General features: G+C 41.6%; 22 protein-coding genes and 5 pseudogenes. 5 read left to right on the top strand and 22 right to left on the bottom strand.

Going from position 1 to position 24,469, the window contains the following annotated elements; all coding sequences use genetic code 11:
• Positions 1-35 precede the first annotated feature (35 nt).
• The 17 genes and pseudogenes from RS130_RS03080 to rpsJ form a co-directional block, all read right to left on the bottom strand.
• On the bottom strand, positions 36-482 hold the full coding sequence (locus RS130_RS03080) for an acyl-CoA thioesterase (protein ID WP_316024748.1): 447 nt from the start codon (positions 480-482) through the stop codon (positions 36-38).
• Positions 472-2,021 (bottom strand): annotated as a pseudogene (locus tag RS130_RS03085) (HAL/PAL/TAL family ammonia-lyase). Before RS130_RS03085 ends, RS130_RS03080 begins: the two are co-directional and overlap by 11 nt.
• A complete protein-coding gene (locus RS130_RS03090) occupies positions 2,022-3,029 on the bottom strand; it encodes a lysophospholipid acyltransferase family protein (RefSeq protein ID WP_316024749.1) in 1,008 nt (335 codons plus the stop codon). It lies immediately after the preceding pseudogene.
• 2 nt (positions 3,030-3,031) lie between these two features.
• The gene (locus RS130_RS03095) at positions 3,032-3,772 is read right to left on the bottom strand and encodes a glycosyltransferase family 2 protein (protein ID WP_316024750.1); all 741 of its coding nucleotides are present in this window, start codon (positions 3,770-3,772) and stop codon (positions 3,032-3,034) included.
• Positions 3,769-4,119, bottom strand: coding sequence for an ApeI family dehydratase (locus tag RS130_RS03100; RefSeq protein WP_316024751.1), 351 nt, complete (start codon positions 4,117-4,119; stop codon positions 3,769-3,771). Before RS130_RS03100 ends, RS130_RS03095 begins: the two co-directional genes overlap by 4 nt.
• A gap of 24 nt (positions 4,120-4,143) precedes the next feature.
• On the bottom strand, positions 4,144-5,445 hold the full coding sequence (locus RS130_RS03105) for an AMP-binding protein (RefSeq protein ID WP_316024752.1): 1,302 nt from the start codon (positions 5,443-5,445) through the stop codon (positions 4,144-4,146).
• A gap of 450 nt (positions 5,446-5,895) precedes the next feature.
• Entirely contained in the window at positions 5,896-6,147 is a 252-nt protein-coding gene (gene rpsQ / locus RS130_RS03110) for a 30S ribosomal protein S17 (protein ID WP_316024753.1), read from the bottom strand.
• Between the two features lies 1 nt (position 6,148).
• The gene (gene rpmC, locus RS130_RS03115; RefSeq protein ID WP_316024754.1) at positions 6,149-6,355 is read right to left on the bottom strand and encodes a 50S ribosomal protein L29; all 207 of its coding nucleotides are present in this window, start codon (positions 6,353-6,355) and stop codon (positions 6,149-6,151) included.
• Positions 6,355-6,766 (bottom strand): annotated as a pseudogene (gene rplP / locus RS130_RS03120) (50S ribosomal protein L16). Before rplP ends, rpmC begins: the two are co-directional and overlap by 1 nt.
• A 2-nt stretch (positions 6,767-6,768) precedes the next feature.
• Positions 6,769-7,471: pseudogene (gene rpsC, locus RS130_RS03125) on the bottom strand (30S ribosomal protein S3).
• 9 nt (positions 7,472-7,480) lie between these two features.
• A complete protein-coding gene (rplV, locus tag RS130_RS03130) occupies positions 7,481-7,813 on the bottom strand; it encodes a 50S ribosomal protein L22 (protein WP_316024755.1) in 333 nt (110 codons plus the stop codon).
• A gap of 10 nt (positions 7,814-7,823) precedes the next feature.
• Positions 7,824-8,099: a 30S ribosomal protein S19 gene (gene rpsS, locus RS130_RS03135; protein ID WP_014107406.1), complete on the bottom strand. Its 276-nt coding sequence runs from the start codon at positions 8,097-8,099 to the stop codon at positions 7,824-7,826.
• A 15-nt stretch (positions 8,100-8,114) separates the two neighbouring features.
• Positions 8,115-8,939 (bottom strand): 50S ribosomal protein L2, encoded by an 825-nt coding sequence (gene rplB, locus RS130_RS03140; protein ID WP_316024756.1) that lies wholly within the window; start codon positions 8,937-8,939, stop codon positions 8,115-8,117.
• Between the two features lie 14 nt (positions 8,940-8,953).
• Positions 8,954-9,256, bottom strand: a complete 303-nt coding sequence (gene rplW, locus RS130_RS03145; protein WP_316024757.1) for a 50S ribosomal protein L23 — start codon at positions 9,254-9,256, stop codon at positions 8,954-8,956.
• Positions 9,253-9,858 (bottom strand): 50S ribosomal protein L4, encoded by a 606-nt coding sequence (rplD, locus tag RS130_RS03150; RefSeq protein ID WP_316024758.1) that lies wholly within the window; start codon positions 9,856-9,858, stop codon positions 9,253-9,255. The genes rplW and rplD overlap by 4 nt, the downstream gene beginning before the upstream one ends.
• Positions 9,859-9,876: 18 nt before the next feature.
• Entirely contained in the window at positions 9,877-10,515 is a 639-nt protein-coding gene (gene rplC, locus RS130_RS03155; protein WP_316024759.1) for a 50S ribosomal protein L3, read from the bottom strand.
• A gap of 17 nt (positions 10,516-10,532) precedes the next feature.
• Positions 10,533-10,844 carry a 30S ribosomal protein S10 gene (rpsJ, locus tag RS130_RS03160; RefSeq protein ID WP_006992667.1) on the bottom strand — a complete coding sequence of 104 codons (312 nt, stop codon included), beginning with the start codon at positions 10,842-10,844 and terminating at the stop codon, positions 10,533-10,535.
• A gap of 362 nt (positions 10,845-11,206) precedes the next feature.
• Between rpsJ and RS130_RS03165 the strand changes: the two genes are divergently transcribed.
• Positions 11,207-13,441: a GspE/PulE family protein gene (locus RS130_RS03165; RefSeq protein WP_316024760.1), complete on the top strand. Its 2,235-nt coding sequence runs from the start codon at positions 11,207-11,209 to the stop codon at positions 13,439-13,441.
• Between the two features lie 242 nt (positions 13,442-13,683).
• Positions 13,684-14,367 (top strand): cytochrome b/b6 domain-containing protein, encoded by a 684-nt coding sequence (locus RS130_RS03170; protein WP_316024761.1) that lies wholly within the window; start codon positions 13,684-13,686, stop codon positions 14,365-14,367.
• Between the two features lie 119 nt (positions 14,368-14,486).
• Here RS130_RS03170 and RS130_RS03175 read toward each other — a convergent pair whose 3' ends face one another.
• Together RS130_RS03175 and RS130_RS03180 are read right to left on the bottom strand one after the other, a co-directional pair.
• Positions 14,487-14,957 (bottom strand): c-type cytochrome, encoded by a 471-nt coding sequence (locus RS130_RS03175; protein WP_316024762.1) that lies wholly within the window; start codon positions 14,955-14,957, stop codon positions 14,487-14,489.
• 148 nt (positions 14,958-15,105) lie between these two features.
• Positions 15,106-16,530, bottom strand: coding sequence for an alpha/beta fold hydrolase (locus RS130_RS03180; RefSeq protein WP_316024763.1), 1,425 nt, complete (start codon positions 16,528-16,530; stop codon positions 15,106-15,108).
• Positions 16,531-16,758: 228 nt separating this feature from the next.
• On the opposite strand from RS130_RS03180, the pseudogene RS130_RS03185 reads away from it, so the two are divergent.
• The 3 genes and pseudogenes from RS130_RS03185 to bamJ all read left to right on the top strand — a co-directional run bounded on the left by RS130_RS03185 (position 16,759) and on the right by bamJ (position 20,908).
• Positions 16,759-17,776, top strand: a pseudogene (locus RS130_RS03185) (GGDEF domain-containing protein).
• 74 nt (positions 17,777-17,850) lie between these two features.
• Positions 17,851-19,941 (top strand): elongation factor G, encoded by a 2,091-nt coding sequence (gene fusA, locus RS130_RS03190; protein ID WP_316024764.1) that lies wholly within the window; start codon positions 17,851-17,853, stop codon positions 19,939-19,941.
• A gap of 208 nt (positions 19,942-20,149) precedes the next feature.
• Positions 20,150-20,908 (top strand): BamJ family beta-barrel-assembly machinery protein, encoded by a 759-nt coding sequence (bamJ, locus tag RS130_RS03195; protein WP_316024765.1) that lies wholly within the window; start codon positions 20,150-20,152, stop codon positions 20,906-20,908.
• 78 nt (positions 20,909-20,986) lie between these two features.
• Here the strand turns inward: bamJ and RS130_RS03200 are convergent, their stop codons facing one another.
• The 3 genes and pseudogenes from RS130_RS03200 to RS130_RS03210 all read right to left on the bottom strand — a co-directional run bounded on the left by RS130_RS03200 (position 20,987) and on the right by RS130_RS03210 (position 24,352).
• Positions 20,987-21,955 carry a DM13 domain-containing protein gene (locus RS130_RS03200; RefSeq protein ID WP_316024766.1) on the bottom strand — a complete coding sequence of 323 codons (969 nt, stop codon included), beginning with the start codon at positions 21,953-21,955 and terminating at the stop codon, positions 20,987-20,989.
• 70 nt (positions 21,956-22,025) lie between these two features.
• A complete protein-coding gene (locus RS130_RS03205; RefSeq protein WP_316024767.1) occupies positions 22,026-22,856 on the bottom strand; it encodes a peptidylprolyl isomerase in 831 nt (276 codons plus the stop codon).
• A 441-nt stretch (positions 22,857-23,297) separates the two neighbouring features.
• Positions 23,298-24,352, bottom strand: a pseudogene (locus tag RS130_RS03210) (aldo/keto reductase).
• Positions 24,353-24,469: the final 117 nt, after the last annotated feature.

The raw sequence follows: 24,469 nt of genomic DNA on the forward strand, positions 1-24,469 counted from the left end.
TAACTAGTGGCTACAAATATTAGATGTTACAAAGATTACGCACCAGAAACGTCATTAGCATCGAGATAAGGCGATAATTTCTCTATCAAGCAAGAAGGAGCCTCGAATAGCATTTCGCCATCCGACATATCGACCGCCACTTGGATGGTATAAGCTTTATTTAAGACCTTACCTGACACTTTATCTTTAATAATATATTCGATTTTCATTCTAGTTTGATATTCAACCAAACTAGCTTCGATCACGATGCAATCACTCAACTTAGCCGAAGCAACATATTTAAGACGCATATCAACAATCGGCCAAAGATAACCCGAGGCTTCCATATCTAAATAGTTATAATTAAATAACTTTAGCAGTTCACAACGTGCGACCTCTAGATATTTAACATAGTTGCCATGCCAAACCACCCGCATAGAGTCCACATCAAAAAACTGCACTTCCATTTCAGTTGAATGACTGACTATAGGTTTAGCTTTCATACAGCATCCATTTTTGTTGCTGTACATATGCAACGGTTTGTCTTAACAGTTTGTCGGTTGGTCGATCTTCTTCAACTAGTTGGAAAAATTCACCAATATCGCTAAGCATGTCTGCCACATCAGCCGTTAATGATTGTGCTTGCAGTTCACCACTTCGAATACGTAACCAAACACCTTGCACCGAGGCTAACAACGTCGCTGCAATCACTTGCTCGGTCAATTGTAATACTCTTAAGCAGTCTCTAGCGGCAATTGTTCCCATGCTCACTTTATCTTGATTGTGACATTCAGTAGAACGAGAAAACACACTGGCAGGCATAGTCAACTTGAGGGCTTCTGCTGTCCACGCAGAACAACCGATTTGAATAGCCTTAAAACCATGATTGATAAAACGTCTGTCACCCTTAGCGCCAGACAAGTTAGCAGGCAAACCATGATTCATTTTTTCATCTACCATTGTGGCAATTTGTCTATCAGCTAAATCGGCTAAATTGGCCACACAGTTTTTCAATGAATCCATCGCCATTGCAATATGACCACCATAAAAATGGCCGCCATGTAAAACATGTTGACCAATGCCATCAATAATAGGGTTGTCATTAGCACTGTTGAGTTCGTTAGTAATCATACTTTCAAACCATGGCAAGCTATCTTGCAGAACACCAATTATGTGCGGAGCACAACGGATAGAATAACGATCTTGTAAACGTTGAGAATTACGAGGGTGAGAGTGATGATTTAAATCGTTTTGGATCCAAGAAGCGATTTGGTTCTGATCAGGATGAGGCTTAACGCTAAATAAAATATCATCAAAGTGATTACTATTGCCTTTTAATGCCAAACTTGAAAGAGCCGTAATTCGAGCCATTAATTTAGCCAGATAAGTTGCTCGATCAAACGCTAAGCACGCCAATGCAGTCATCACCGCCGTACCATTCATGATAGCTAGCCCTTCTTTGGGACGTAATGTGATAGGTTCAAGGCCTGCTAATTTGAATGCCTCTGCACTTTGCATAATCTTGTCTTGGTAATACACATCTCTTTCGCCAATCAATGCGCCAGCAACATAAGATAATGGTGTTAAATCTCCACTCGCTCCCACAGATCCTTCTTTAGGAATAACTGGAATAATATTCTGATTAAGCATGGCAACTAACAAATTGAGTAGCTCCCAGCTGACCCCAGAGAAGCCTTGTGACAGCGAAATCAAACGAGCAGCGAGTATCGCTCTGCCTTCTTCAATACTAAAAAGTCACCTAACCCACAACCATGAAAGCGTGTAAGGTGGATGGGCAATTCATGCACAAAAGATAAAGGCACTTCAACGGTACAAGAGTCTCCATACCCCGTGGTAACACCATAAATATGACCGTCTTCTTCTAGTAACTGGTCGAGAAAAATGACCCCTTGATCAATCTTGTCTGTAAAGGATTTGTCTTGTGACAACACTACCTGTTGACCCGTTTTTGCAATACTCACCACATCTTTAATAGAGAGTTTATTTGAACCTAAACATACTTTATTCAAGTCTGACTCCATTTAGTTAACTCCCGCTTTATCTTTTTTTTGTTCTGTTGTTTTTTGTTTTGTTTGTTCGGGTTCACTAGCTTCATTAGCCCGCCAAAAATCGAAAAAGTTATTCCATTGATAAGGTGCTTTTAAACAATAATGCCCTAGTCTCTGAGTATATTTTGCCATTAAACTTTGGAAATACTCTTGTCGTTCTTTCCTTTTTACTTTGATTGGTTCAGCAAATTCTTCAATGTAAGTTTGGTAACGCCCACTATTTGAGTCTTTTAAGCAAGTCATAAAAAACACAGGACATTCCATGATAGTAGCTAAAGCAAATGGGCCAAGCGCAATCGGCGCTGGCTTAGATAAAAACGGCACAAACTTAACACTCTCGGGATTGTTAACCGATGTACGATCAGCAAAAATCACCACCGCCTCACCGTCATCAATTTTTTGCTTAAGCATGATGGTATCGTCTGGCCCAAAATTATTTACATGAATAAAATTAATTGCAGCTTCTGGGTTGATGCGTTTAAGAAAATTATTAAAAGAAGGGGCATGTTCGTTGTAGGTAATAACGTTGAGTTTTTTCTTGTTCGCGCCCGAGCTAAAAATAGCCCGGCAAATTTCCATATTTCCAAGGTGTGCGCTAAGTATGACAGCACCTTTACTAGAGGTTAACTTGTCATAACATTCGCCGTTCATAATCTCGATATCATCGATATGGATTTTACCCAACCAAGCATCAAACTTATCAACTATAGCTAAACCAAAAGTAATAAAAATTTTGAATGCATGTCGGTGTAACGTAAAGCCGCTAGATTGAGGAAGGTTTTGCGTCTTTTCGATTTGTAACCAATAATCTTTGGCTGCATGACGAGCAATGTGCCCAGTTAAATAAAAATATAACATGACTGGAAACAAACAGACTTGAAACAGCCATTTACCAAAGACTTTATACACAAATACTAGGCATTGAATACCAAACATATTGCCACGTTCTTTTAAGCTCGACCAATGTTGATTCTGCTGCATGTTTACCTTTGAAAGTGTCGTAATAACAAGCTGGGACTGCGTACCAGCATGCCAAAGAAAAGTTTGCTATGCATTTTGGAAATTAGCCAATTGTCATGTAAAGCATTAAAATGAGAGATACCGCCTTCTGGATAATGTACTTTGGTAGTAATAAACCTCACCGTTAATCCTTGCCAAAACAACCTGACCATCACTTCTATGTCGTAGTCCATCCGTTGTCCTAAGCTAACATGATCGGTTAATTTTACATAAGCGGCGAGTGGGTATACCCGAAAACCACACATAGAGTCTTTAATTTGCAAGGACAATGTTTCTATCCATACCCAAAAGTGCGTAATAAAGCGACCATAGTAGCGGCCTTTTGAAATACTTTCGTCATACACTGGACGACCACTAATCAAACTATCAGGAAAAGCTCTAGATTCGGCCAATAGTTTTTCAACGTCAGCTAAATTATGCTGACCATCCGCGTCGACTTGCAAAGCATGGGTCATCCCTATTTGATGGGCTTTTTTTAGCCCTGTATCAACTGCTGCCCCTTTACCACCGTTTTGCTCTCTACGAATAAGCACAACATTAGAGAACTTATCATCAATATCAGCCAACACCTGTTGGGTTGCAATATTACTACCATCATCGACTAAAATAATGGGCATTTGAAAAGACTGAAGACTGGCTATCGTGCTTTCAATAACGTCAGCATGATTATAATTAGGGATAACAAAACAATACTCTGAAGTCACGCAAACAAGACCTTACCTGACGCATGCTGCCCATGCTCTGAGCTATAACTAAATGAGTACTTTTTGTCATTGAGTTTTTTTAACACTAGCGTCAGTTGATATTTAGGGCGAATAATAATTTGAAATTTTAACGCGCCTAAACCAATAAATTTGGCGGCATCAACAGCATAGTGTTGCGTTAAATACTCCATTACCCAATGAGTCATCACGACGCCTGGAAGTACAGGATTGGAAGGAAAATGGCCTGCAAAGTAATATAAGTTTTCCGGGATATCGAGCTGTATTGTCACACTACTCTCTGTCACTTCAGTGGCGATTACTTTTCCATGATAAACATATTCAGTCAAAATAAGACTCCGCTTCCAATCTACTTAATTTTCCTCTGGCATTATAGGGTAATTCGATTGGATATCTATATTTTTTGGTAGCAATAGGGCTTCATACCAGTTGGACAAGAAATCTCTAAATAGATGATTAAGCTCAATCTTTTTCAGCTTTTGACTAGCTTGCTGGCCCGCTCCGTTCAATACGATTAACGCTGCTAATTTGCGTCTAGTTGTGCCAATAACGACCACAAAGGCATCATCCACCAACTCATGTTGCTTAAGTCGATCTTGTACTTCGTCTAATGAAATTCGCTTCTCTTCGATTTTAACAACACTATCGGCCCGCCCCAACACCCGGAAACGATCATCAGCTACTATTTCAACTCTGTCATCAGCATAATATACGTCTTGTTCAATATACGGAGACGAAATGGCCAACAAGTCGCAATTTGGCTGATAGCCCAATTTTATGTTGTTAAAAGCTTGCCAGTCATTGTCATTGGGGTGATGTTTGTGTCGCCAACCTATACCACCAGTTTCGGTACTGCCAAATACTTCGACAATTTCGCAGGTGAGCGACTTTTGCAATGATACGTTCTTATTAGCATCCAATGGCCCCCCTGACGAGAATATTGTTTCGACTTGTTCTTTTACCGGAAGTAATGGGTTATCTAGCGCCATTCTATGCAACTGTGCAGGACTAGAAACAATGGTCACCTTCTCTAACTTTGCGAGCTTAATTTTTGTGGCAAGCTGTTCGGGGTATTCGAATGCTTGACTGACCAAACGGTGCCCTTTAGTCATTGGCCATAACATTTTAAACAACAAGCCGTAAATATGCTGGTGAGGTACAGTCGATAGAAAGGTTGAACCGGAAACCTTACTGGCAAATTCGGTCTCTAGGACATCTACCTCTCGCTGTAACAACTTATACTGCTTGTTAATAACCTTAGGTACGCCGGTAGAACCTGATGTATAAAAAGCAATATTAGAGCTGAGCGGAATACGCAGCTCTATATGAGGCCCAGCCTGATAATCTACAGTAGATGGGACTGTAGGTTGAAGACTGACATCGCCAACGCTAGCCTCTACAGACTCTTTAACATGTTTAATATGCTCCGGCTGGCCATTTTGTGGTAACACCACTGATTTTTCGGCGCTCAGCAGAGCCATAAATATGGCCGAGAAGATAAAACTGTCAGGCTCATACAGCAGCCAAGTTTTAGCTGGGTGATGGCTAAATATTTGTTGATATTTAGCTGTCAGCCCAGCCCATTGCAAAGCACTTTTGTGCTCTTCAACAAAATGTATTGATGATGATTGAATACTAAAAAAAGTGGATTCCATTAACTACTGTCGTTCCTGCAAGTCTCAAAAAAGCACCTTGAAGATGCAGTCAATATAGCGATATCAGATAAATTATAGCAACGCAATTAAACAACTAAGCATCTAGAATGAGCCTGCGCTTTTTGAGCAAGGCAACGGTGTGCAGGAATGATTGCTCCCTTTAAAATACCATTAACCTAGTGCAAAAATTCGCTGGGGCGTTCCCATGGCTTGTTTTAAAAGTACATACTCTGCGTGGCTAAAACTCAAAAGAACGAGACTTCTTTGTTACTAACGAGTTATTCATTCAAGCGTCTGGATCATGTGCATTGAAATTATCGCTGAGTGTACATTTACTTAATGCAGTTGGCATTGATGCTAATTCTACCGTGAGCAGATACTATTTACAAAAGTAATAAAAAAGGCGCTTACCTTGCGATAAGCGCCTTCTAATATTGTTTACTTAAGCAATTACGCTTTAGTAATAACGTCTACTAAAGTCCAGTTTTTAGACTTAGACAAAGGACGACATTCACGTACTGTTACTACGTCACCTTCGTTGCACTGGTTAGTTTCGTCATGTGCGTGTAGCTTAGTAGTGCGTTTAATGAACTTACCATAAATTGGGTGTTTCACTTTACGTTCTACCGCAATAGTAATGGTTTTATCCATTTTATTGCTAACCACACGACCTTGTACTGTACGACTAGTTTGTTCAGTCATATTATGCTCCTACAGAAGGCGCAGCAGCCTTTTCAGTCAGAATGGTTTTAACACGCGCGATACTGCGACGCACTTTACGAAGACCGTCAGTTTTTTCAAGCTGACCGGTACTCGCTTGCATACGCAAGTTGAATTGTTCACGAAGCAAATTTAATAGCTCTGTGTTCAATTCTTCTACGCTTTTTTCTTTCAGTTCTGTGGCTTTCATTACATCACCGTCCGAGTTACAAAAGTAGTTTTAAATGGCAATTTAGATGCAGCCAATTCAAAGGCTTCGCGAGCTAACTCTTCTGGAACACCTTCCATTTCATATAGCACACGACCTTGGTTGAATTTGGCAAACCCAATATTCAACGTTACCTTTACCTTTACCTTGACGCACTTCTAGAGGCTTCTCAGTAATTGGCTTATCAGGGAAAACCCTAATCCAAATTTTACCTTGACGTTTAACTGCACGAGTCATTGCACGACGAGCTGCTTCGATTTGGCGAGCAGTCATACGACCACGTCCAACCGCTTTTAGCCCGTAGGTGCCGAAACTAACGTCGCTACCAGCGGCAAAGCCACGGTTACGACCTTTATGCATCTTACGGAACTTCATACGTTTAGGTTGTAACATAATTAGCCCTCACGCTTAGGAGCACGGCCCTTCTTCTTAGGTGCGGCAGCTGGCTGCTCGTGAGTAAGTGGTAAACCACCTAATACTTCACCTTTGAAGATCCATACTTTTACGCCAATGATACCGTATTGAGTTGCTGCTTCTGACGTTGCATAGTCGATATCTGCACGGAAAGTGTGTAATGGAACACGACCTTCACGATACCACTCTGAACGAGCAATTTCAGCGCCGCCTAAACGACCGCTTACTTCAACTTTGATACCTTTAGCACCAATTCTCATTGCGTTTTGTACCGCACGCTTCATAGCACGACGGAACATAACACGACGTTCTAGTTGGCTAGCAATGCTATCCGCAACTAGCTGACCATCTAACTCTGGCTTGCGTACTTCAGCAATGTTGATCTGAGCTGGCACACCGGCTAGCTTAGAAACGTGCTTACGTAGCTTCTCAACGTCTTCACCTTTTTTACCAATTACCACACCAGGGCGAGCAGTGTGTATAGTTACACGAATGCTTTTAGCTGGACGTTCGATAATCAATTTCGAAAGTGAAGCACTTTTAAGTGCCTTAGTCAGATACTGACGTACCTGATGGTCATTAAACAGGTTATTCGCATAATCTGCAGTATTAGCGTACCAAGGTAGATGTCCATGGTTTGCTGATACCCAGGCGTATGCCCGTAGGATGTACCTTCTGTCCCATTATCTTCTCCTAGTTATCAGACACAACAACAGTGATGTGACTGCTACGCTTAAATATACGATCAGCACGACCTTTCGCTCGAGTCTTGATACGCTTCATAGTTGGACCTTCGTCAACGAAGATTTTAGATACTGTCAATTCGTCAATATCTGCGCCTTCGTTATGTTCGGCGTTCGCAATCGCTGATTCTAGTACTTTCTTAACTAGATCCGCACCTTTCTTCGGGCTATAAGCCAAAATTTCAAGTGCTTTTTCAACGTGTAAACCACGAATTTGATCTGCTACCAAGCGTGCCTTTTGAGCAGAGGTACGAGCATGACGATGTTTAGCAAAAGCTTCCATAATCTATTTCCTATCTCTTGGCTTTCTTATCCGCGACATGGCCACGGTAAGTACGCGTTGGAGCAAATTCGCCCAATTTGTGGCCGACCATTTCGTCACTGACAAATACAGGAACGTGTTGGCGACCGTTATGGACTGCAATGGTCAACCCAATCATATCTGGGATGATCATAGAGCGGCGTGACCAAGTCTTAATTGGTTTTTTCTCGCCTTTCTCCACTGCAGCCTCGACCTTCTTCAGCAAGTGTAGGTCTATAAATGGACCCTTCTTGAGAGAACGTGGCATGGTGAATCCTCGCTGTTACTTATTACGACGACGTACGATTAATTTATCAGTACGCTTGTTACTACGTGTTTTCTTACCCTTAGTAGGCACGCCCCAAGGTGATACTGGATGACGGCCACCAGAGGTACGACCTTCACCACCACCGTGCGGGTGATCTACTGGGTTCATGGCTACACCACGTACAGTTGGGCGGATACCGCGCCATCTGTTCGCACCGGCTTTACCAAGTGAACGTAGCATGTGTTCTGCATTACCGATTTCACCAATGGTGGCACGGCAATCTGCTAATACTCGACGAACTTCACCTGAGCGTAGACGAAGTGTTACATAACCTTCGGCACGAGCTAGGATCTGCGCGTAAGCACCTGCAGAACGAGCAATTTGGGCACCTTTACCAGGCTTCATTTCAATAGCATGTACCGTAGTACCTACTGGAATGTTACGCATTGGCAAAGTATTACCTGCTTTAATTGGTGCATCTGAACCCGACTGGATAGCGTCACCAGCTTTAGCGCCTTTAGGAGCTAAAATATAACGACGTTCACCATCTGCATATAACACCAAACAGATGTTTGCAGAACGGTTGGGATCATATTCTAAACGTTCAATTTTGGCTGGAATGCCATCTTTGTTACGCTTAAAATCGATAACACGATAATGATGCTTATGGCCACCACCAATGTGACGCACGGTAATGCGACCATTGTTGTTACGACCACCAGATTTGCTGTTTTTCTCAAGCAAAGGAGCATAAGGTGCGCCTTTGTGTAGATCAGGATTTACAACCTGAACTACGTGACGACGACCAGCAGAAGTCGGCTTAGCTTTCAATAATGGCATATCTAATCCCCTTCTTAGCCTTCGCTGCCAGCAAAGTCGATGTCTTGACCTTCTTTAAGCACAACGTAAGCTTTTTTCCAGTCTTTACGCTTACCGAAAGATGCACCGTGACGCTTGGTTTTACCCTTAACGTTTAGGGTACGAACAGAATTAACTTCAACTTCAAACAGTTTTTCAACTGCTGCTTTGATTTCTTCTTTGTTCGCATCTTTGGCTACTTTCAAAACAACAGTGTTGTTTACTTCAGCAGATAGCGTTGCTTTTTCAGAAACATGTGGTGCTAATAGCACCTTAAGTAGACGCTCTTCATTTATCATGCTAGCGACTCCTCTAATTGTTTAACTGCTTCAGCAGTCATCAATACTTTTTCGAATGCAATAAGACTTACTGGGTCAATACCCTGTACATCACGCACATCAACTTTATAAAGGTTGCGTGCAGACAAGAACAAGTTCTCATCAACTTCTGACGTAACAATAAGTACATCTTTAAGCTCAAGTGCCGCTAACTTAGACTGTAAAGCCTTAGTTTTAGGTCCTTCAACTTCAAATTTTTCAACCACGATTAAACGTTCTTGACGTACCAATTCAGAAAGGATGCTTTGTATCGCACCACGGTACATCTTTTTGTTAACCTTTTGGCTGTGATCCTGTGGCTTAGCAGCAAATGTTACACCACCAGAACGCCAGATAGGACTACGGATTGTACCAGCACGGGCACGACCAGTTCCTTTTTGACGCCAAGGTTTGGCACCACCACCGCGTACTTCAGAGCGTGTTTTTTGTGCTTTAGAACCCTGACGAGCTCCTGCACCGAATGCAACTACTACTTGATGTACTAGTGCTTCGTTAAAATCACGTCCAAAGGTTGCTTCGGATACTTCAAGAGCGCTTTGCGCATCTTTCAATACTAATTCCATCACTTAACTCCCCAGACGTTACGCTTTAACTGCAGCTTTGATAATGACATCGCCACCAGCTGCACTAGGAACGGTACCTTTTACTAATAAAAGGTTGTTCTCAGCATCAACTCGTACTACGTCTAAAGACTGCACTGTTGCACGCTTGTTACCCATCTGACCGGCCATTTTCTTACCTTTGAAAACTTTACCAGGTGATTGGTTTTGACCAATCGAACCAAGGGCGCGATGCGACAATGAGTTACCATGTGTATTACGTTGGTGGCTAAAGTTCCAGCGCTTAATAGCACCTTGGAAACCTTTACCTTTAGAAGTACCCGCAACGTCAACTAATTTAGTGTCGTTAAAGATTTCAACAGTGATTTCACTGCCTACTTCAATACCTTCACCTTCATTGTCGTCCAAACGGAACTCCCATAAACCACGACCAGCTTCCACGCCAGCTTTAGCAAAATGACCTGCTGAAGCTTTGTTGACGCGGCTTGCTTTTTTGTCGCCAGCGGTTACTTGAAGCGCCTTATACCCGTCGGTTTCTTCAGTACGTAACTGAGTAACACGGTTCGGGGTGGCTTCAATAACAGTCACAGGAATTGAAACACCATCTTCAGTGAAGATGCGCGTCATTCCTACTTTACGACCGATAAGACCAATCGCCATGTTAAAACCCTCTCTTGTTAGCCCAGGCTGATTTGAACATCAACACCAGCAGCCAAGTCCAATCTCATTAATGCGTCTACTGTTTTATCAGTAGGCTCAATGATATCTACCAAACGCTTATGTGTACGAATCTCATACTGGTCACGTGCATCTTTATTAACATGCGGTGAAGTAAGAATTGTATAGCGCTCTTTGCGTGTAGGTAGTGGAATAGGACCGCTAACCTGAGCACCTGTACGCTTCGCAGTTTCAACGATTTCAGCCGTAGACTGATCGATCAACTTGTGATCAAACGCTTTCAAACGAATGCGAATTCTTTGATTTGGCATCGATTTAGCTCCAATCGAAAGAACAAAAAAATCATCCACACCATCAATTTCTATTGATAGGAGGATGCGTGTAAACTATTAGCCCACAATTGGGGCCCTGTTTTTTTCTGTTGGTATTTTGTGAACTAACGTGCTTTGAAAACAAAGTTATACTTTAGTTCTGACCAACTAACATTATCCGCTAAGACAATGAGGCGGCGAATTATACAGATAACCACACCCTTGACAAGTATTTTTTCAGAAAATTGTTCATATCATCAACAGAGTTGACTTTTTCAGTGTTCTCCCCTCTGCACAAGGGTTGTCCTTAGCTAGCAGTGGACTATAGTTTGCTTGTCTACTCCAAATTAGAACTGACACTAATGACCAACTCAGACGCTGACCAAGAAAAATTTACATATATCAATCAACTGCTTGTATCTTACCCTTCACTTATGGATGCTTATCAACAGCTCGAGCCATTTATATTGCAATGGTTTGGGGCGGAACGAATGAGTATTTTTATGCGCCGACGTCAACATCAAGATTTACTAGCTCGGTATAAAACCGGCACGGAGACCTTAGAAATCAACGTACCAATCAGTCCAATGTCCATTGCCGGTTATGTCGCGCTTAGTCAGTTGCCTTTGTTGGTAAACAATCCCTACGACAAAATAGAATTAGCCAATATTCATAAAAAACTTAACTTTGCTGAAAAGTTTGATAGGGGCTCAGCATTTAAGACCCGTAATATTATTTGTGTTCCTATCTTGGACTCCGGTGTGGTGATGGGGATACTGCAAATTATTAATAAAATAGACGGAGCCTTCTCTGCTGTAGATTTATCTTTAAGCACCAAAGTTTCAGACATACTCGGGCAAAAGTTTCGCTACGAATTGGGGGGCACCAGAGAGCCTTTTGATTACTTGGTGCACCGTCAAGTAATAGATGCCAAACCACTACAACAGCTTAGTCAGTCTAGCCACGACAATAAGCAACTTGCGCAGCGTTTGATGGCAGAATATAAAGTGCCTGAAGATGAATTGGGGTTAGCATTAGCCGTGCATTATCAAGTGCCGTACATCCCATTCGTACCGGACAAATATCATTTATATCAAAGTGAAAGCAAATTAAACCTGTCTTATTTAAAACGAAATCTCATCGCTATTATCACTGACACAAGCGGTAAACCTATTGTACTAATGGCCGAGCCCAGCAACGCTACACTGTTGATGGAAATAGAAAGTGCATTAAGTATGGACAGTTACGACATCTCGGTAAGCCTACCGAGTGTAATTTTGCAGTATTTAGGGGAAACTGCTAACGAAGGTAAAGGCACTGGAGCAATAGACGACATCCTCGACGAAATAGGTTCTAGCACTGAAGAAAGCGACGAACTAAACGAAGAAATGCCTGACGATGCGCCAGCAGTTGTAAGGTTGGTCAGTCGAGTATTGCACGACGCAGCTCGATTAAACGCTTCGGATATCCACATTGATCCAGAAAAGAATGCCGCCACACGGGTTAGAATGCGAATAGACGGAGTGTGTCGAGATATTACGCAAATTCCAGCGTCCCATCACAATGCAGTGATAGCTCGTATAAAAATCATGTCCAATTTGAATATTGCTGAAAACCGCGTTCCTCAGGACGGCAAATTAGCTTTCCGTAAATCTGGGCAGTTAATTGAAGTCAGGGTGGCGACCATTCCAACTGTAGCTGGAGAAGGGGTGGTCATGCGTATTTTAGCTGCGGGTGGCGCCATGCCGATCCACAAACTTAATTTGTCCCCAACTAACCAAGCGAAAATAACCGAGCTGATCCAACAACCCCATGGCATTATTTTGGTAGTTGGACCTACCGGATCTGGTAAAACAACGACTTTACACGGGATTTTAGGGCATATTAACACTCCAGATAAGAAAATTTGGACCGCAGAAGATCCCGTCGAGATAACCCAACCAGGACTACAACAAGTGCAAGTCAGCCCTAAGATAGGCCTAACCTTCGCCCATGCCTTACGGGCCTTTTTACGCGCCGACCCAGATATTATTTTAATCGGAGAAATGCGCGATAAAGAAACCGCTCACGCGGGTATCGAAGCCTCGCTGACTGGGCACTTGGTATTTTCTACCTTGCACACCAACTCTGCCCCAGAAACCATTACCCGCTTGCTGGACTTAGGTTTGGACCCTGTTAACTTTTCTGATGCGTGTGTAGGGATCCTCGCCCAACGCTTAATTAGGACGATATGCCCAAGCTGCAAAGAACAATACCCTGCCACGACTGCAGAAATCGCTTTTATTCATCGTCAATATGGCAAAAACTACCTTGCTGAACTCAATCTACCAGAGCAAATTTTGTTGTACAAAGGACAAGGCTGTAGCGCCTGTGCAGATACAGGTTATCGGGGTAGAACAGGCGTTCACGAATTACTATCAATGAGCAACAACTTACGCTCATTAGTCTACAAACATGCTTCTGTAAATACGATGAAAGAGCAGGCTATGAGCGACGGTATGCGTACCCTAACCCAAGATTGCATAGTAAAACTACTTAATGGTTATACGGATATCGCGCAGGTACAAATTATCAGTGGAGCAAGTTTCCCCCATTAGTAATCATAAATCGATGATTTACTGAATGGGTTGGAATATCCTTCGTAGCTAACAATTAGTTGCCGCTCTTTTACGTGCAAGTTTAAGTTTGAGTGCTGCAGATTATATGTTCGTTTAAAATTGACCGACAAGAGATGCACTTATCTCTTTGAACTGGCATGAATTCAGTATGTCACTGGCCTTGATAAATCTGGCATAATAAAACCGCGATTCAATTTATCAATAGTTAGGTATACATCATTATGCAAAAACGACTTGTTTGGGATTTACCCGTTCGCTTATTTCACTGGATATTAGCAATATCGCTAGTGGTGCAGTGGTTCACAGCCGAAGTCATAGAGAACGCCATGGATTTTCACTTTTACCTTGGTTACTTTATCTTAGGCTTGATCATATTCAGGTTAATTTGGGGCTTCATTGGGACCAAGTACGCCAAATTTAGCAGCTTTATTGCGGGTCCTAAAGCCATGCTAGCTTATCTTCGCGCACTGATGAATAGAGAAGATACCTCTACCATTGGTCACAACCCTGTAGGCGGCTTAATGCTGCCGTTAGTGTTAACTTTGGTGGGAATACAAGCTGTGACAGGTTTGTTTACATCAGATGACATAGTCCATTCAGGGCCATATTATGATTCGGTAAGTAGCTCGGTGCAAAAGACATTGCAGTGGTTGCATCATCAAACCTTTAGTTTTCTGTGGATATTTGTTGCTATCCATATAGTCGCAATTCTTTGGTACAAATTCGCGCTAAAACATGACCTGATACGACCAATGTTTAATGGTAAGAAAGTCGTCACTGAGCAACAGGCAATTGCTAATTCCCAGCTACTAAAAGCAGTAATACTAATGGTGGTCGTAGCTGTATTTGTTTATTGGCTGGTAGAAATCAATCCCCCTATCCCAGAAGATGATTTTTACTACTAATACATTCGTGATTTCAAACAATGAGATACAACAAAAAGGGCTGTTTAGTAAAACCAAACAGCCCTTTAAAATGAGTATTGCTTATCAGCGAATAAGACTAACCGGAGATCGGGATTAGATTAGTCTTTTTTGTAACTATCGTGGCAACCTTTACAGGTTTTAAAAATATCACCGATTGCACTTTTATATTGGCCTTCATTACCACTTGCTGCCACCGCTTGTAGTTTAGCCGCCGCTTTAGTTAAATCATTTGCTTTGCTATTAAAGTCAGCCTGATTTTTCCAAATTTTATCCAATGCTTCTGTATCAGTATCAAAACCACTAGTATCAGTTGCAAAATAATCTTCTAACATCAATGATAGCTGCTCAAGACGCATTCCATTCGTTTTCAGTGTTTCAGCATCAAAAGGTATCGCACCTTTATTCATGGCGCCTAACGCACCAACATTACTTTTAACTAACTTTAGAATCGCTTGACGAAATTCTACAGCTTGATTGGCTTGTTTCTCTGATTTTGCTGGTGCCGCTCCTGCTGTGAATGCCGAGAAGAATAAAACACTGCTTAAAACAACAATTGTCATCTTTTTCATTTGTGGTCCTTTTTTGATAATTTAAAAATAGGGCTGTAAATGCAAACACTTATGCTTGCTTATCACGGCGACTCGCTCCCAAGAATCATATTGTGCAGTTCACACAAAAGCAATACTTCGCGATGCACATTCACCATAATAAGCGTACTTATTTTAAGCGAAAGGCGTCGCCTTGAGATATGCCATGTAAAAACTGTTTGTACCCAGCTTGCTCTTTTTCACTCACAGAAAGATAAATTAACGAGTCAGCTATCACGTTAATAGTATTTGCCGAACTCTGCATTTTAGCCCCTGCAACATCCAAGGTACTGCCTTCTAGCTGGATGGCAGTCGCACCATGTAAATTCACGTTGGTCATAGTAACAAAAGACTTTTCAATTTTAACTGCTGTGCCATTAGAGTTAAGATTGACTTCACTCATGGTGACCTCTGAATTTTTAATGATCAAATTGCGGGCCGATAATTTATCTAAGGTAATATAGCGACAACCTAAAATGTACACATTTCTGTATTCACCGCTATAGGATTTATCTGTTTGATTTTGGCAAAACAAATCTTCTTTTTCAGCGCTGTATTTAGCCAAATATTTGTCGGCAGGAATAGGAGGTTGTTGCAATGCAAAAGTTAGTTTTTGCATGAAATCCCGAGTTTTATCTTTCATTGGCACATGCCCAGCGTCTTTGACCACGTGAAGCTGAGCGTTCTCTAACTGATAGGCTAATAGCTGCCCAGTTCGTAGCGGGGCCACCTGATCAAATTCCCCCCAGATGATATGCGTCGGAGTCGTAAACTGATTGATAGCAGAAGAAAAGTCTTCATTAATTAACCCAATTGCGGCATTTAAAGTGGGGCGATCTTTATAGGCGTATTGTTGGGCAAGTTTATTGTCGATTAGCACTTGGGTCGGGTCGGGTAACTTATCTAACTCACGTAAAACAGAGCCACTGACCTGATTTACAATACGATTAAATTGATTCACCGCCTCGTCGACAATACTAAAGTTCTTTTGATAGTTGGCTAACCACTCGTAACGCCTAGGCATTTGGGTCATATGCCGCACAAAAGCAGAACGATGGAGTACACCTGCAGTATCAACCATAATCAGTTTTTCCACCATATTGGGATAAGTCGCGGTAAAACGTAAGCTAATCGCTCCCCCCATTGAATGCCCAATTACGGTCACTTTTTGCTTGGTGAATTGCGGTATCAACCACTTTAATAAATCAGCGTAGCGCTCTGGAGCCAACTGTAACGAAGTACTATCTGATTCACCAAAGCCGGGTAAATCTAAAGCCACAATATGATAATCTGCTTCTAAACTCGCGATCACATCAAGCCAATCTCTAAGGCCGCTATAACCCAGGCCATGCACCAGAATAAGCGTTTTGTTTTGCCTCTCACCTGTTTCGATAACATGCACTTGCCCACCAAACACAGGATTATCGATATGCAATTGTTGCCAATGACTAGGCAGGGGCACCAATGCTTCTGCAACAGGCTTCTGCAACGCTTGATTAGCTAGCGCACTGCTGACCCAACCGAAAATCAATAAAAAGTAAACACTGCGAAACATGTCAATCTTTCCCTTCATATATGTTACACAACCACAATTGTGCCCTTTGAAAAATATCTGTAGCAACAATAAAGTGAATAAATGATTTTTAAACTTACAGTGAGCTAGTAATATGTTCAACTAACTCAGGCGCAAAGCAATAACTTTCAACAATTGAGTAACTTAGCTACTTTGATCTGATTGGGTAATTTATCTATTTATACAGCAAATTAAGAAGAGGGATATTTAATGGCCGATAATAAATTAGAAAAGTCGTTCGCGACATTGAAGCAAACCATTCCTCTAATGTTGAAGCACAAAATTCCAGCGGTTCCCACCAACTACGCGCTTTGGTACACCTATGTCAACAACGAATCAGCAGAATTGAATTCTAATATTAATTACGCATTAGAAAATAACGTAAAAATTACTGAGTTAAAAACCAAAGAATTGTATCGCAGTTTTATTGCCGACAAAGAAGAAGTCACCGCATGGGGATTGCGCCAATCAATTGAAGCCATGCTAATTGAATTAACCCAGTCGTTAAAAGATACCCATATCGAAACCACTCATTTCAAAAAAACCATGGATAAATCTGTCGACGATTTAAGCAAAGTAGAAAAAGAAGGTCTATCTATCGAAGAAGTGATGGCCTTGGTACGCAATTTAGTCAAAGACACACAAAATATTCGTCGCAGTACCATTAGTTTTAACGCCGCCCTCACCGAAGCCAAAACCGAAATAGAGACACTAAGAGGACAATTAGAGCAAAGCCAGCAGCAAGCGCTTTATGATGCGCTAACCGGTTTATGCAACAGGCGCTATTTCGAAGAGGAGCTTGCCAGTCTGTCACAGCACTCAAACTTGTGCCTAATAATAGTCGACTTAGATCACTTCAAAAAAATAAATGACAACTATGGTCACGTCATGGGCGATTTAGTGTTAAAAGCCACAGCCAAAAAGTTGCAGGCAACTTGTCGAGATGGCGCCCAAGCTTTTAGGTTTGGTGGCGAAGAGTTTGCCATAATTGTACCCAATGCAAATTTTGCTAAAGCCAAGGAGTATGGCAGAGTCTATGCGCCAAGGGATTGAAAAAATTGCCGTAAAGGACAGGCGTTCAGGAAAAATACTGGGAGACATTACAGCCTCAATGGGCGTAGCTGAATTATCAAAAGGTATGAACCCATTAACATTGATTGAAACAGCAGATAAACAACTATACGAGGCAAAGCGTTTAGGTAGAAATCGAGTAATGCCGATGTCTTAATAGAAATATAGTTCTTTTAGTTTATTTTTCTTGTATAATCCCGCGCAATTTTTACTCATATTGAAGTTGGAATAATGAAAGATTTATCAAAATATAGAAATATTGGTATTTTCGCCCACGTTGACGCGGGTAAAACGACCACAACAGAAAGAATCCTTAAACTAACTGGTCAAATCCATAAAACTGGTGAAGTTCATGACGGTGAATCTACTACCGATTTCATGGAACAAGAAGCCGAGCGTGGTATTACTATCCAATCAGCTGCTGTAACTTGTTTTTGGAAAGATCACCGCTTTAACGTAATCGATACTCCTGGGCACGTTGACTTCACAGTAGAAGTTTATCGTTCACTTAAAGTATTGGACGGCGGTATTGGTGTATTCTGTGGTTCTGGTGGTGTAGAGCCACAATCAGAAACTAACTGGCGTTATGCGAATGACTCAGAAGTTGCACGTATTATCTTCGTAAACAAATTAGACCGTATGGGTGCTGATTTTTACCGCGTAGTTAAGCAAACTAAAGACGTATTGGCTGCTAACCCATTGGTAATGGTTTTACCAATTGGTATAGAAGACGATTTTGTTGGTGTTGTTGACCTACTTAGCCGTAAAGCATACGTATGGGATGACACGGGTCTTCCAGAAAACTACAAAATCGAAGATGTTCCTGCGGACATGGTTGATAAAGTAGAAGAGTATCGCGAACAGTTAATCGAAACTGCTGTTGAGCAAGATGACGATCTGATGATGGCTTATATGGACGGTGAAGAACCATCTATTGAAGACATCAAACGTTGTATCCGTAAAGGTACACGTACAATGGACTTCTTCCCAACTTACTGTGGTTCTGCGTTTAAGAATAAAGGCGTTCAGCTAGTTCTTGATGCGGTAGTTGATTATTTACCGTCTCCAACTGAAGTTGATCCTCAGCCTCTAACTGATGAAGAAGGTGAGCCAACTGGTAAGCACGCTCTTGTTTCTCCAGACGAAACATTTAAAGCATTAGCATTTAAAATTACTGATGACCGTTTTGGCGCACTTACTTTCGTTCGTATCTACTCAGGTACACTTAAGAAAGGCGACACAATCCTTAACGCTGCGACAGGTAAAACTGAACGTATCGGTCGTATGTGTGAAATGCAGGCTGATGACCGTAATGAATTGAACAGCGCGCAAGCGGGTGACATCATTGCTATCGTAGGTATGAAGAGTAATGTTCAAACTGGCCACACTTTGTGTGATCCAAAAGATCCAATCATCCTAGAAGCTATGGTATTCCCAGAGCCAGTAATTTCAATCTCTGTTAAGCCTAAAGATAAAGGTTCAACTGAGAAAATGGGTATTGCCATCGGTAAAATGGTAGCTGAAGATCCTACTTTCCGAGTTGAAACAGATGAAGATTCTGGTGAAACAATTTTATCTGGTATGGGTGAACTTCACTTAGATATCAAAGTAGATATCCTTAAGCGTACGTACGGCGTTGACTTAGAAGTAGGTCAACCTCAAGTTGCTTATCGTGAAACAATCACTGCTGAAGTTGAAGATTCTTATACTCATAAGAAACAATCTGGTGGTTCTGGTCAGTTCGGTAAAATTGATTACCGTATCAAACCGGGCGAAGCAAACTCAGGCTTTACTTTCACATCAACTGTTGTGGGCGGTAACGTACCTAAAGAATTCTTCCCAGCTATCGAGAAAGGCTTTAAAGGCATGATGGATACTGGTGTACTAGCTGGTTTCCCTGTATTAGATGTTGAAGTTGAATTATTCGACGGTGGATTCCACGCAGTTGACTCATCTGCAGTAGCATTTGAAATCGCAGCTAAAGGTGCATTCCGTCAATCAATTCCTAAAGCTGGTCCTCAGTTAATTGAACCAATCATGAAAGTTGACGTATTTACGCCAGACGACCATGTTGGTGACGTTATTGGTGATTTGAATCGTCGTCGCGGTATGATTAAAGATCAAGAAGCCGGTGCAACTGGTGTACGTGTTAAAGCGGATGTACCTCTTTCAGAGATGTTTGGTTATATCGGAAGCTTACGTACTATGACTTCTGGTCGTGGTCAATTCTCAATGGAATTCTCTCACTACAGCCCTTGTCCAAATGCTGTTGCAGAGAAAGTTATTGCAGATACAAAAGAGCGCGAAGCTGCTAAAAAATAAATCTTTAGTTACCGCTTAAGCGTTATGTAAAAGCCCTATTAATGAAAATTAATAGGGCTTTTTTGATCTAATCAAGTTTTGCCCCTTGAATATTGATACTTGTAACCGCATTGTATTGCTAGTGTAAATTAATCTTATCTTTATTAACCTTAAATCATGGCCAGTTTAGATATCTCTATAAACCTTCCTCAAACATTTAGGACATTTAATGAAATTAAAATCTCTTGCCTTATTAACGGCATCATCTTTATTTCTAGCAGCTTGCGGTGGCGACAAAACAACCACAGAAGCTGGAGCTGACAAAGCAGCAGAAACTACTGCCACAGCCGCAGATGCCGCATCTGATCCGGCGTTAGCTTCTTTAGAGCAAAAGTTAAGTTATATCGTAGGTACTAACTTAGCGGGCCAGTTTAAAAGAGATGGTATTGCTTTAGATCTTAACGCTTTCTCTATGGCGATTGCAGATATCGAAGCAGATAAAGAGTCTCGACTTTCACAAGAAGAAATTCAAACAGCCATCCAAACCATGCAAGCGAAAGCACAAGCAAAACAACAAGCGGCCCAAGCCGAAGCAAGCGCCAAGAACATTGCTGAAGGTACGGCTTACTTAGAAGCTAATGCGAAGAAAGACGGCGTTAACGTTACTGAAAGCGGTTTGCAGTATAAAGAGCTAGTGGCCGGTGAAGGTGAAAAACCAACAGAAGATAGCACCGTAAAAGTTCATTACAAAGGTACCTTAATTGACGGTACAGTATTTGACAGTTCTTACGATCGTGGTCAGCCAGCTGAGTTCCCATTAACAGGTGTTATTAAAGGTTGGACTGAAGCATTACAATTAATGAAGGTTGGTTCAAAATTTGAATTAACAATTCCAAGTGATCTGGCATACGGTCAACGAGGCAGTGCTCCAACAATCGGCCCAGACTCAACACTAATATTTGAAGTTGAATTACTAGAAATAAAATAATTCACTGAAATAAATAGTTAACAGCCTCAATCGAAATATCGATTGAGGCTTTTTTATGGCAATTCTATTTGTTCGATTTTAGGGCTTAGTAAAAACGAGGCTGCCAAAATCAGCGTTAAAGTCTACGCACCATACGCTCAAACTATCTAAATCTTCCATCGTCTTACCCGACGGTAAACGCAATATAATTGTTTCATTGGCATATCGCTGACCCTCAATACGTTGGCCAATCCCAAATGAATCTGGCCCAGTAAAAGTAGAATTAAGGCCACCATAAAAGCGCACATTCGGTGCCTGACCATCAAAATTAAACATACTTACTTCAATCGTGCAATTATCAACTATTCGTGCAAAACCAGACACCTCATGAGCCAAAGTGCTGAACTCTCCCACATAACCTTGTTTTGCAGTAGCAGTTGCGCAACTACCGCTATTCGCAGATATATTCGCTAAAGATAATCTCAGATGATCAATCGCCGCTTGGCTAGTAATCAAACTAGTGTTAGCTGCGCCAGCGTTTGCCACAACGCTCTCCACTTGCTGGGCAAAGTCATCACTAGCAAAATCTACTGTCACTCCCATTGCTTGATTGTGGGCGTCGTCGCTAATCGTAATACCATTAGCTGGCATACCGTCAACATCTAGAGTTTGTAATAATCGAGCCATGTTCTGTACCCGCACATCCTCCAAATCGGTGACGGCAAATACATCTAGAGGCGTTAAGCGCTGTTTTGCCATAACCGGCGGAAAGTCCAGATCGCCAATGGAGAATGTCACCGTCTCGCCTGCCACATAACTAAAATATCCATCCGCGTCGGTTGTGCCCGACTGACTTGCAGTGTGAAACGCGAGTCCTTGTACAGCTGAATCAATAAATTGTCCGGTTAAGACCGTTGGTTCCGAAGGTTCGGGTTCTGTGGGTGTGGTCGGTTGAATAGGCGGGTTAGATATCACAGGAGCAGCAGAATCTGAGCCACCACCACAGCTTGATATAACCATTGCAGTAAAAAATAACAGGCTTAAATGCTTAACTTTAGCAACACACATAATTGATACCAGATAAATAAATATACTAGCTAGTATGCGTGTTAGCTAAAGTTAAATCCTCACAGAAGTATCACATTTTCATCAAAGATAGCTTTTGGGGCTTGAAATAACGGCTTAATCCAAGCGCAGCAACGCCTATTAACCAACCAAACGCGCCGCCACCAGAGCCTCCATTATCAGTACCGCCGCCAGATGTAGGCGCATCAATCAAAGTATTTTCGGTGGGCACAATTTCTGGATGAGTCACAACTGTTTCATCTATCACCACAATATCTGAAATCACGATTAAGTTGTCATCGGTTACCGCAACCTGATTATCAACATCGCTTTGCGTATAATTGCGGATTGGGACTTGAGCAAAAGGTGACCCATATTGAATAATGGTCTGACTGGCAATGTCATCTGCCACATCCATGCCATCGCCAAGTACTTGCCCAAAAACGGTAAATCCTCCCGCATTCGTGACACGATCTAAACTATTTGCATTGTCTGCTAAGTTAATAAACCACTGCGATCTAGCACTATCAGGGTCACTGCCTTTGGCCATTGCAATAGTACCTCTTACGTTCGACAATTTAGGTTCATTCATCACACTATCGCCAGTCTCGACACTGTCTAATGTAAAACCGTTCTCAGCTTCAACTGGCCCTGTATAACTAAAACCACCTGCTTGGATGACAAAACCAGGTACAGAGCGATGTACAACATTGCTAGCATAAGCTCCAGAATTGACATAACTCAGAAAGTTCTCCACCGTTTTTGGCGTGGTTTCATCAAATAGATTGACTTGAATATTGCCCAAAGAGGTACGAATTTCAACGACCGTGGCGTTGCTTGCAAATGAAGATGCTAGCAAAAGCATAGCAGCTGAAATTTTTGTTCTATTTTTTATTGGTATCATAAGCTCTATTTCTTATTGGTTATCACAAAGATGGGTTTACGCCATAGCGTAAAATATCTCGACACTTTTACATAGCCCTCCTTTGCATCAAATTGTAACTAACCTGAGCTTTGGATAATAAGTATCGTTTAAGCCAAACAATCCAATACTGCTAAACACAAAAAGAGCGTTATCCAGAGGCTCAGCTTATCCAGGATTCAGGTTAACTATTCCATTTTTACCTACACTCCTCCATCAAAGCCAATGTTTACTCTACCATTGCTGATAGGAATTAATGTAAATATCAAATACTGTAAATTTAACATCGCTTGGTATTAGACCTCCCAAGGGAAAGTATTCATTCACCCAATAAAAATGCAGGGCAATACCGTAACATCTGCCGCTAGCTCTATGCGTTGTGTTGAGAGTGAGTACAGCCAGATTGCGCGGCCCAAAAGTCAATTAAAATGGTAGCGGAAATTCAGTAAACACTTGTTGAATTTCAGCCATAGCTTGGTCTGACAAGGCAATGTCAAACGCCTCTATGTTTTCCTGTAACTGCGCCAAACTCGTAGCACCAATAATGGTTGAGGTAACGCCGTCCACTTGATCACACTCTAGGCTAATGCTAGTTGTGACGGTGTCAATTTATGAGTATTGGCAATATCTACATACTTACTGGTAGCAGCGTGTACCGCAGGTGTATCGCGAAAAATGCCATTTCGTTGAGAGAAAGTCCAACGAGATCCAACAGGAAGCTTTCCATTTAGATACTTGCCACTCAAAATGCCGCCAGCTAATGGCGACCAAGGTAAATAGGCTAAATCTTCATGTACACAGTTTTCAATTAAATAAGGCCAGTCTTTAGCATGCAACAAACTAAACTCATTTTGGATAGACACCATTTTAGGTAATCCATGTCGCGCACTCAATTTAAGATAGGTATTGATCCCCCAAGGCGTGTCATCTGACAGACCACAGAAACGTATTTTTCCGGCTTTAATACACATATCTAGCGCTTGAAGAATTTCTAACATTTCGCTTTCTTCACTAGCGGAATCTACGTCAGTAAATGAAATTTTGCCCGGCCAATGTTTAGCAAAATGAGGAGAGGTACGATTAGGCCAATGCAGTTGAAACAAGTCAATATAGTCAGTTTGTAAACGTTTTAACGAACCATCTACAGCCTGAATAATCGACTCACCGCTAATTTTTGCACCACCTCGAATATAAGGTAAACCAACACCGGTAATTTTTGTAGCAAGAAATATATCTTTACGCCTGTCAGGGTTCGCTGCTATCCAATGACCTATAATCGTTTCGGTCGCACCGTAAGTTTCCTCAGAAGGAGGCACAGCGTACATTTCAGCAGTATCAATAAAATTAACGCCCTGAGCCAATGCATAGTCAATTTGTTGATCCGCATCCTGTTGATTATTTTGCATGCCCCAAGTCATACTGCCCAAACACACCCGAGATACCCGCTCACCACTACTACCTAACACACTATATTGCATTGCATATTTCCACTTTATTTGATTTGAATACTGAAATTTCACTAGGGGTTATTGTAGTTATTTATTCTATATCGAGTAATCTGATAAACAAGCTTATTGAGACACCCATAAAGATAA

It is taken from the genome of Paraglaciecola aquimarina (assembly GCF_032464635.1).
In the GTDB taxonomy this organism is placed as follows: domain Bacteria; phylum Pseudomonadota; class Gammaproteobacteria; order Enterobacterales; family Alteromonadaceae; genus Paraglaciecola; species Paraglaciecola aquimarina.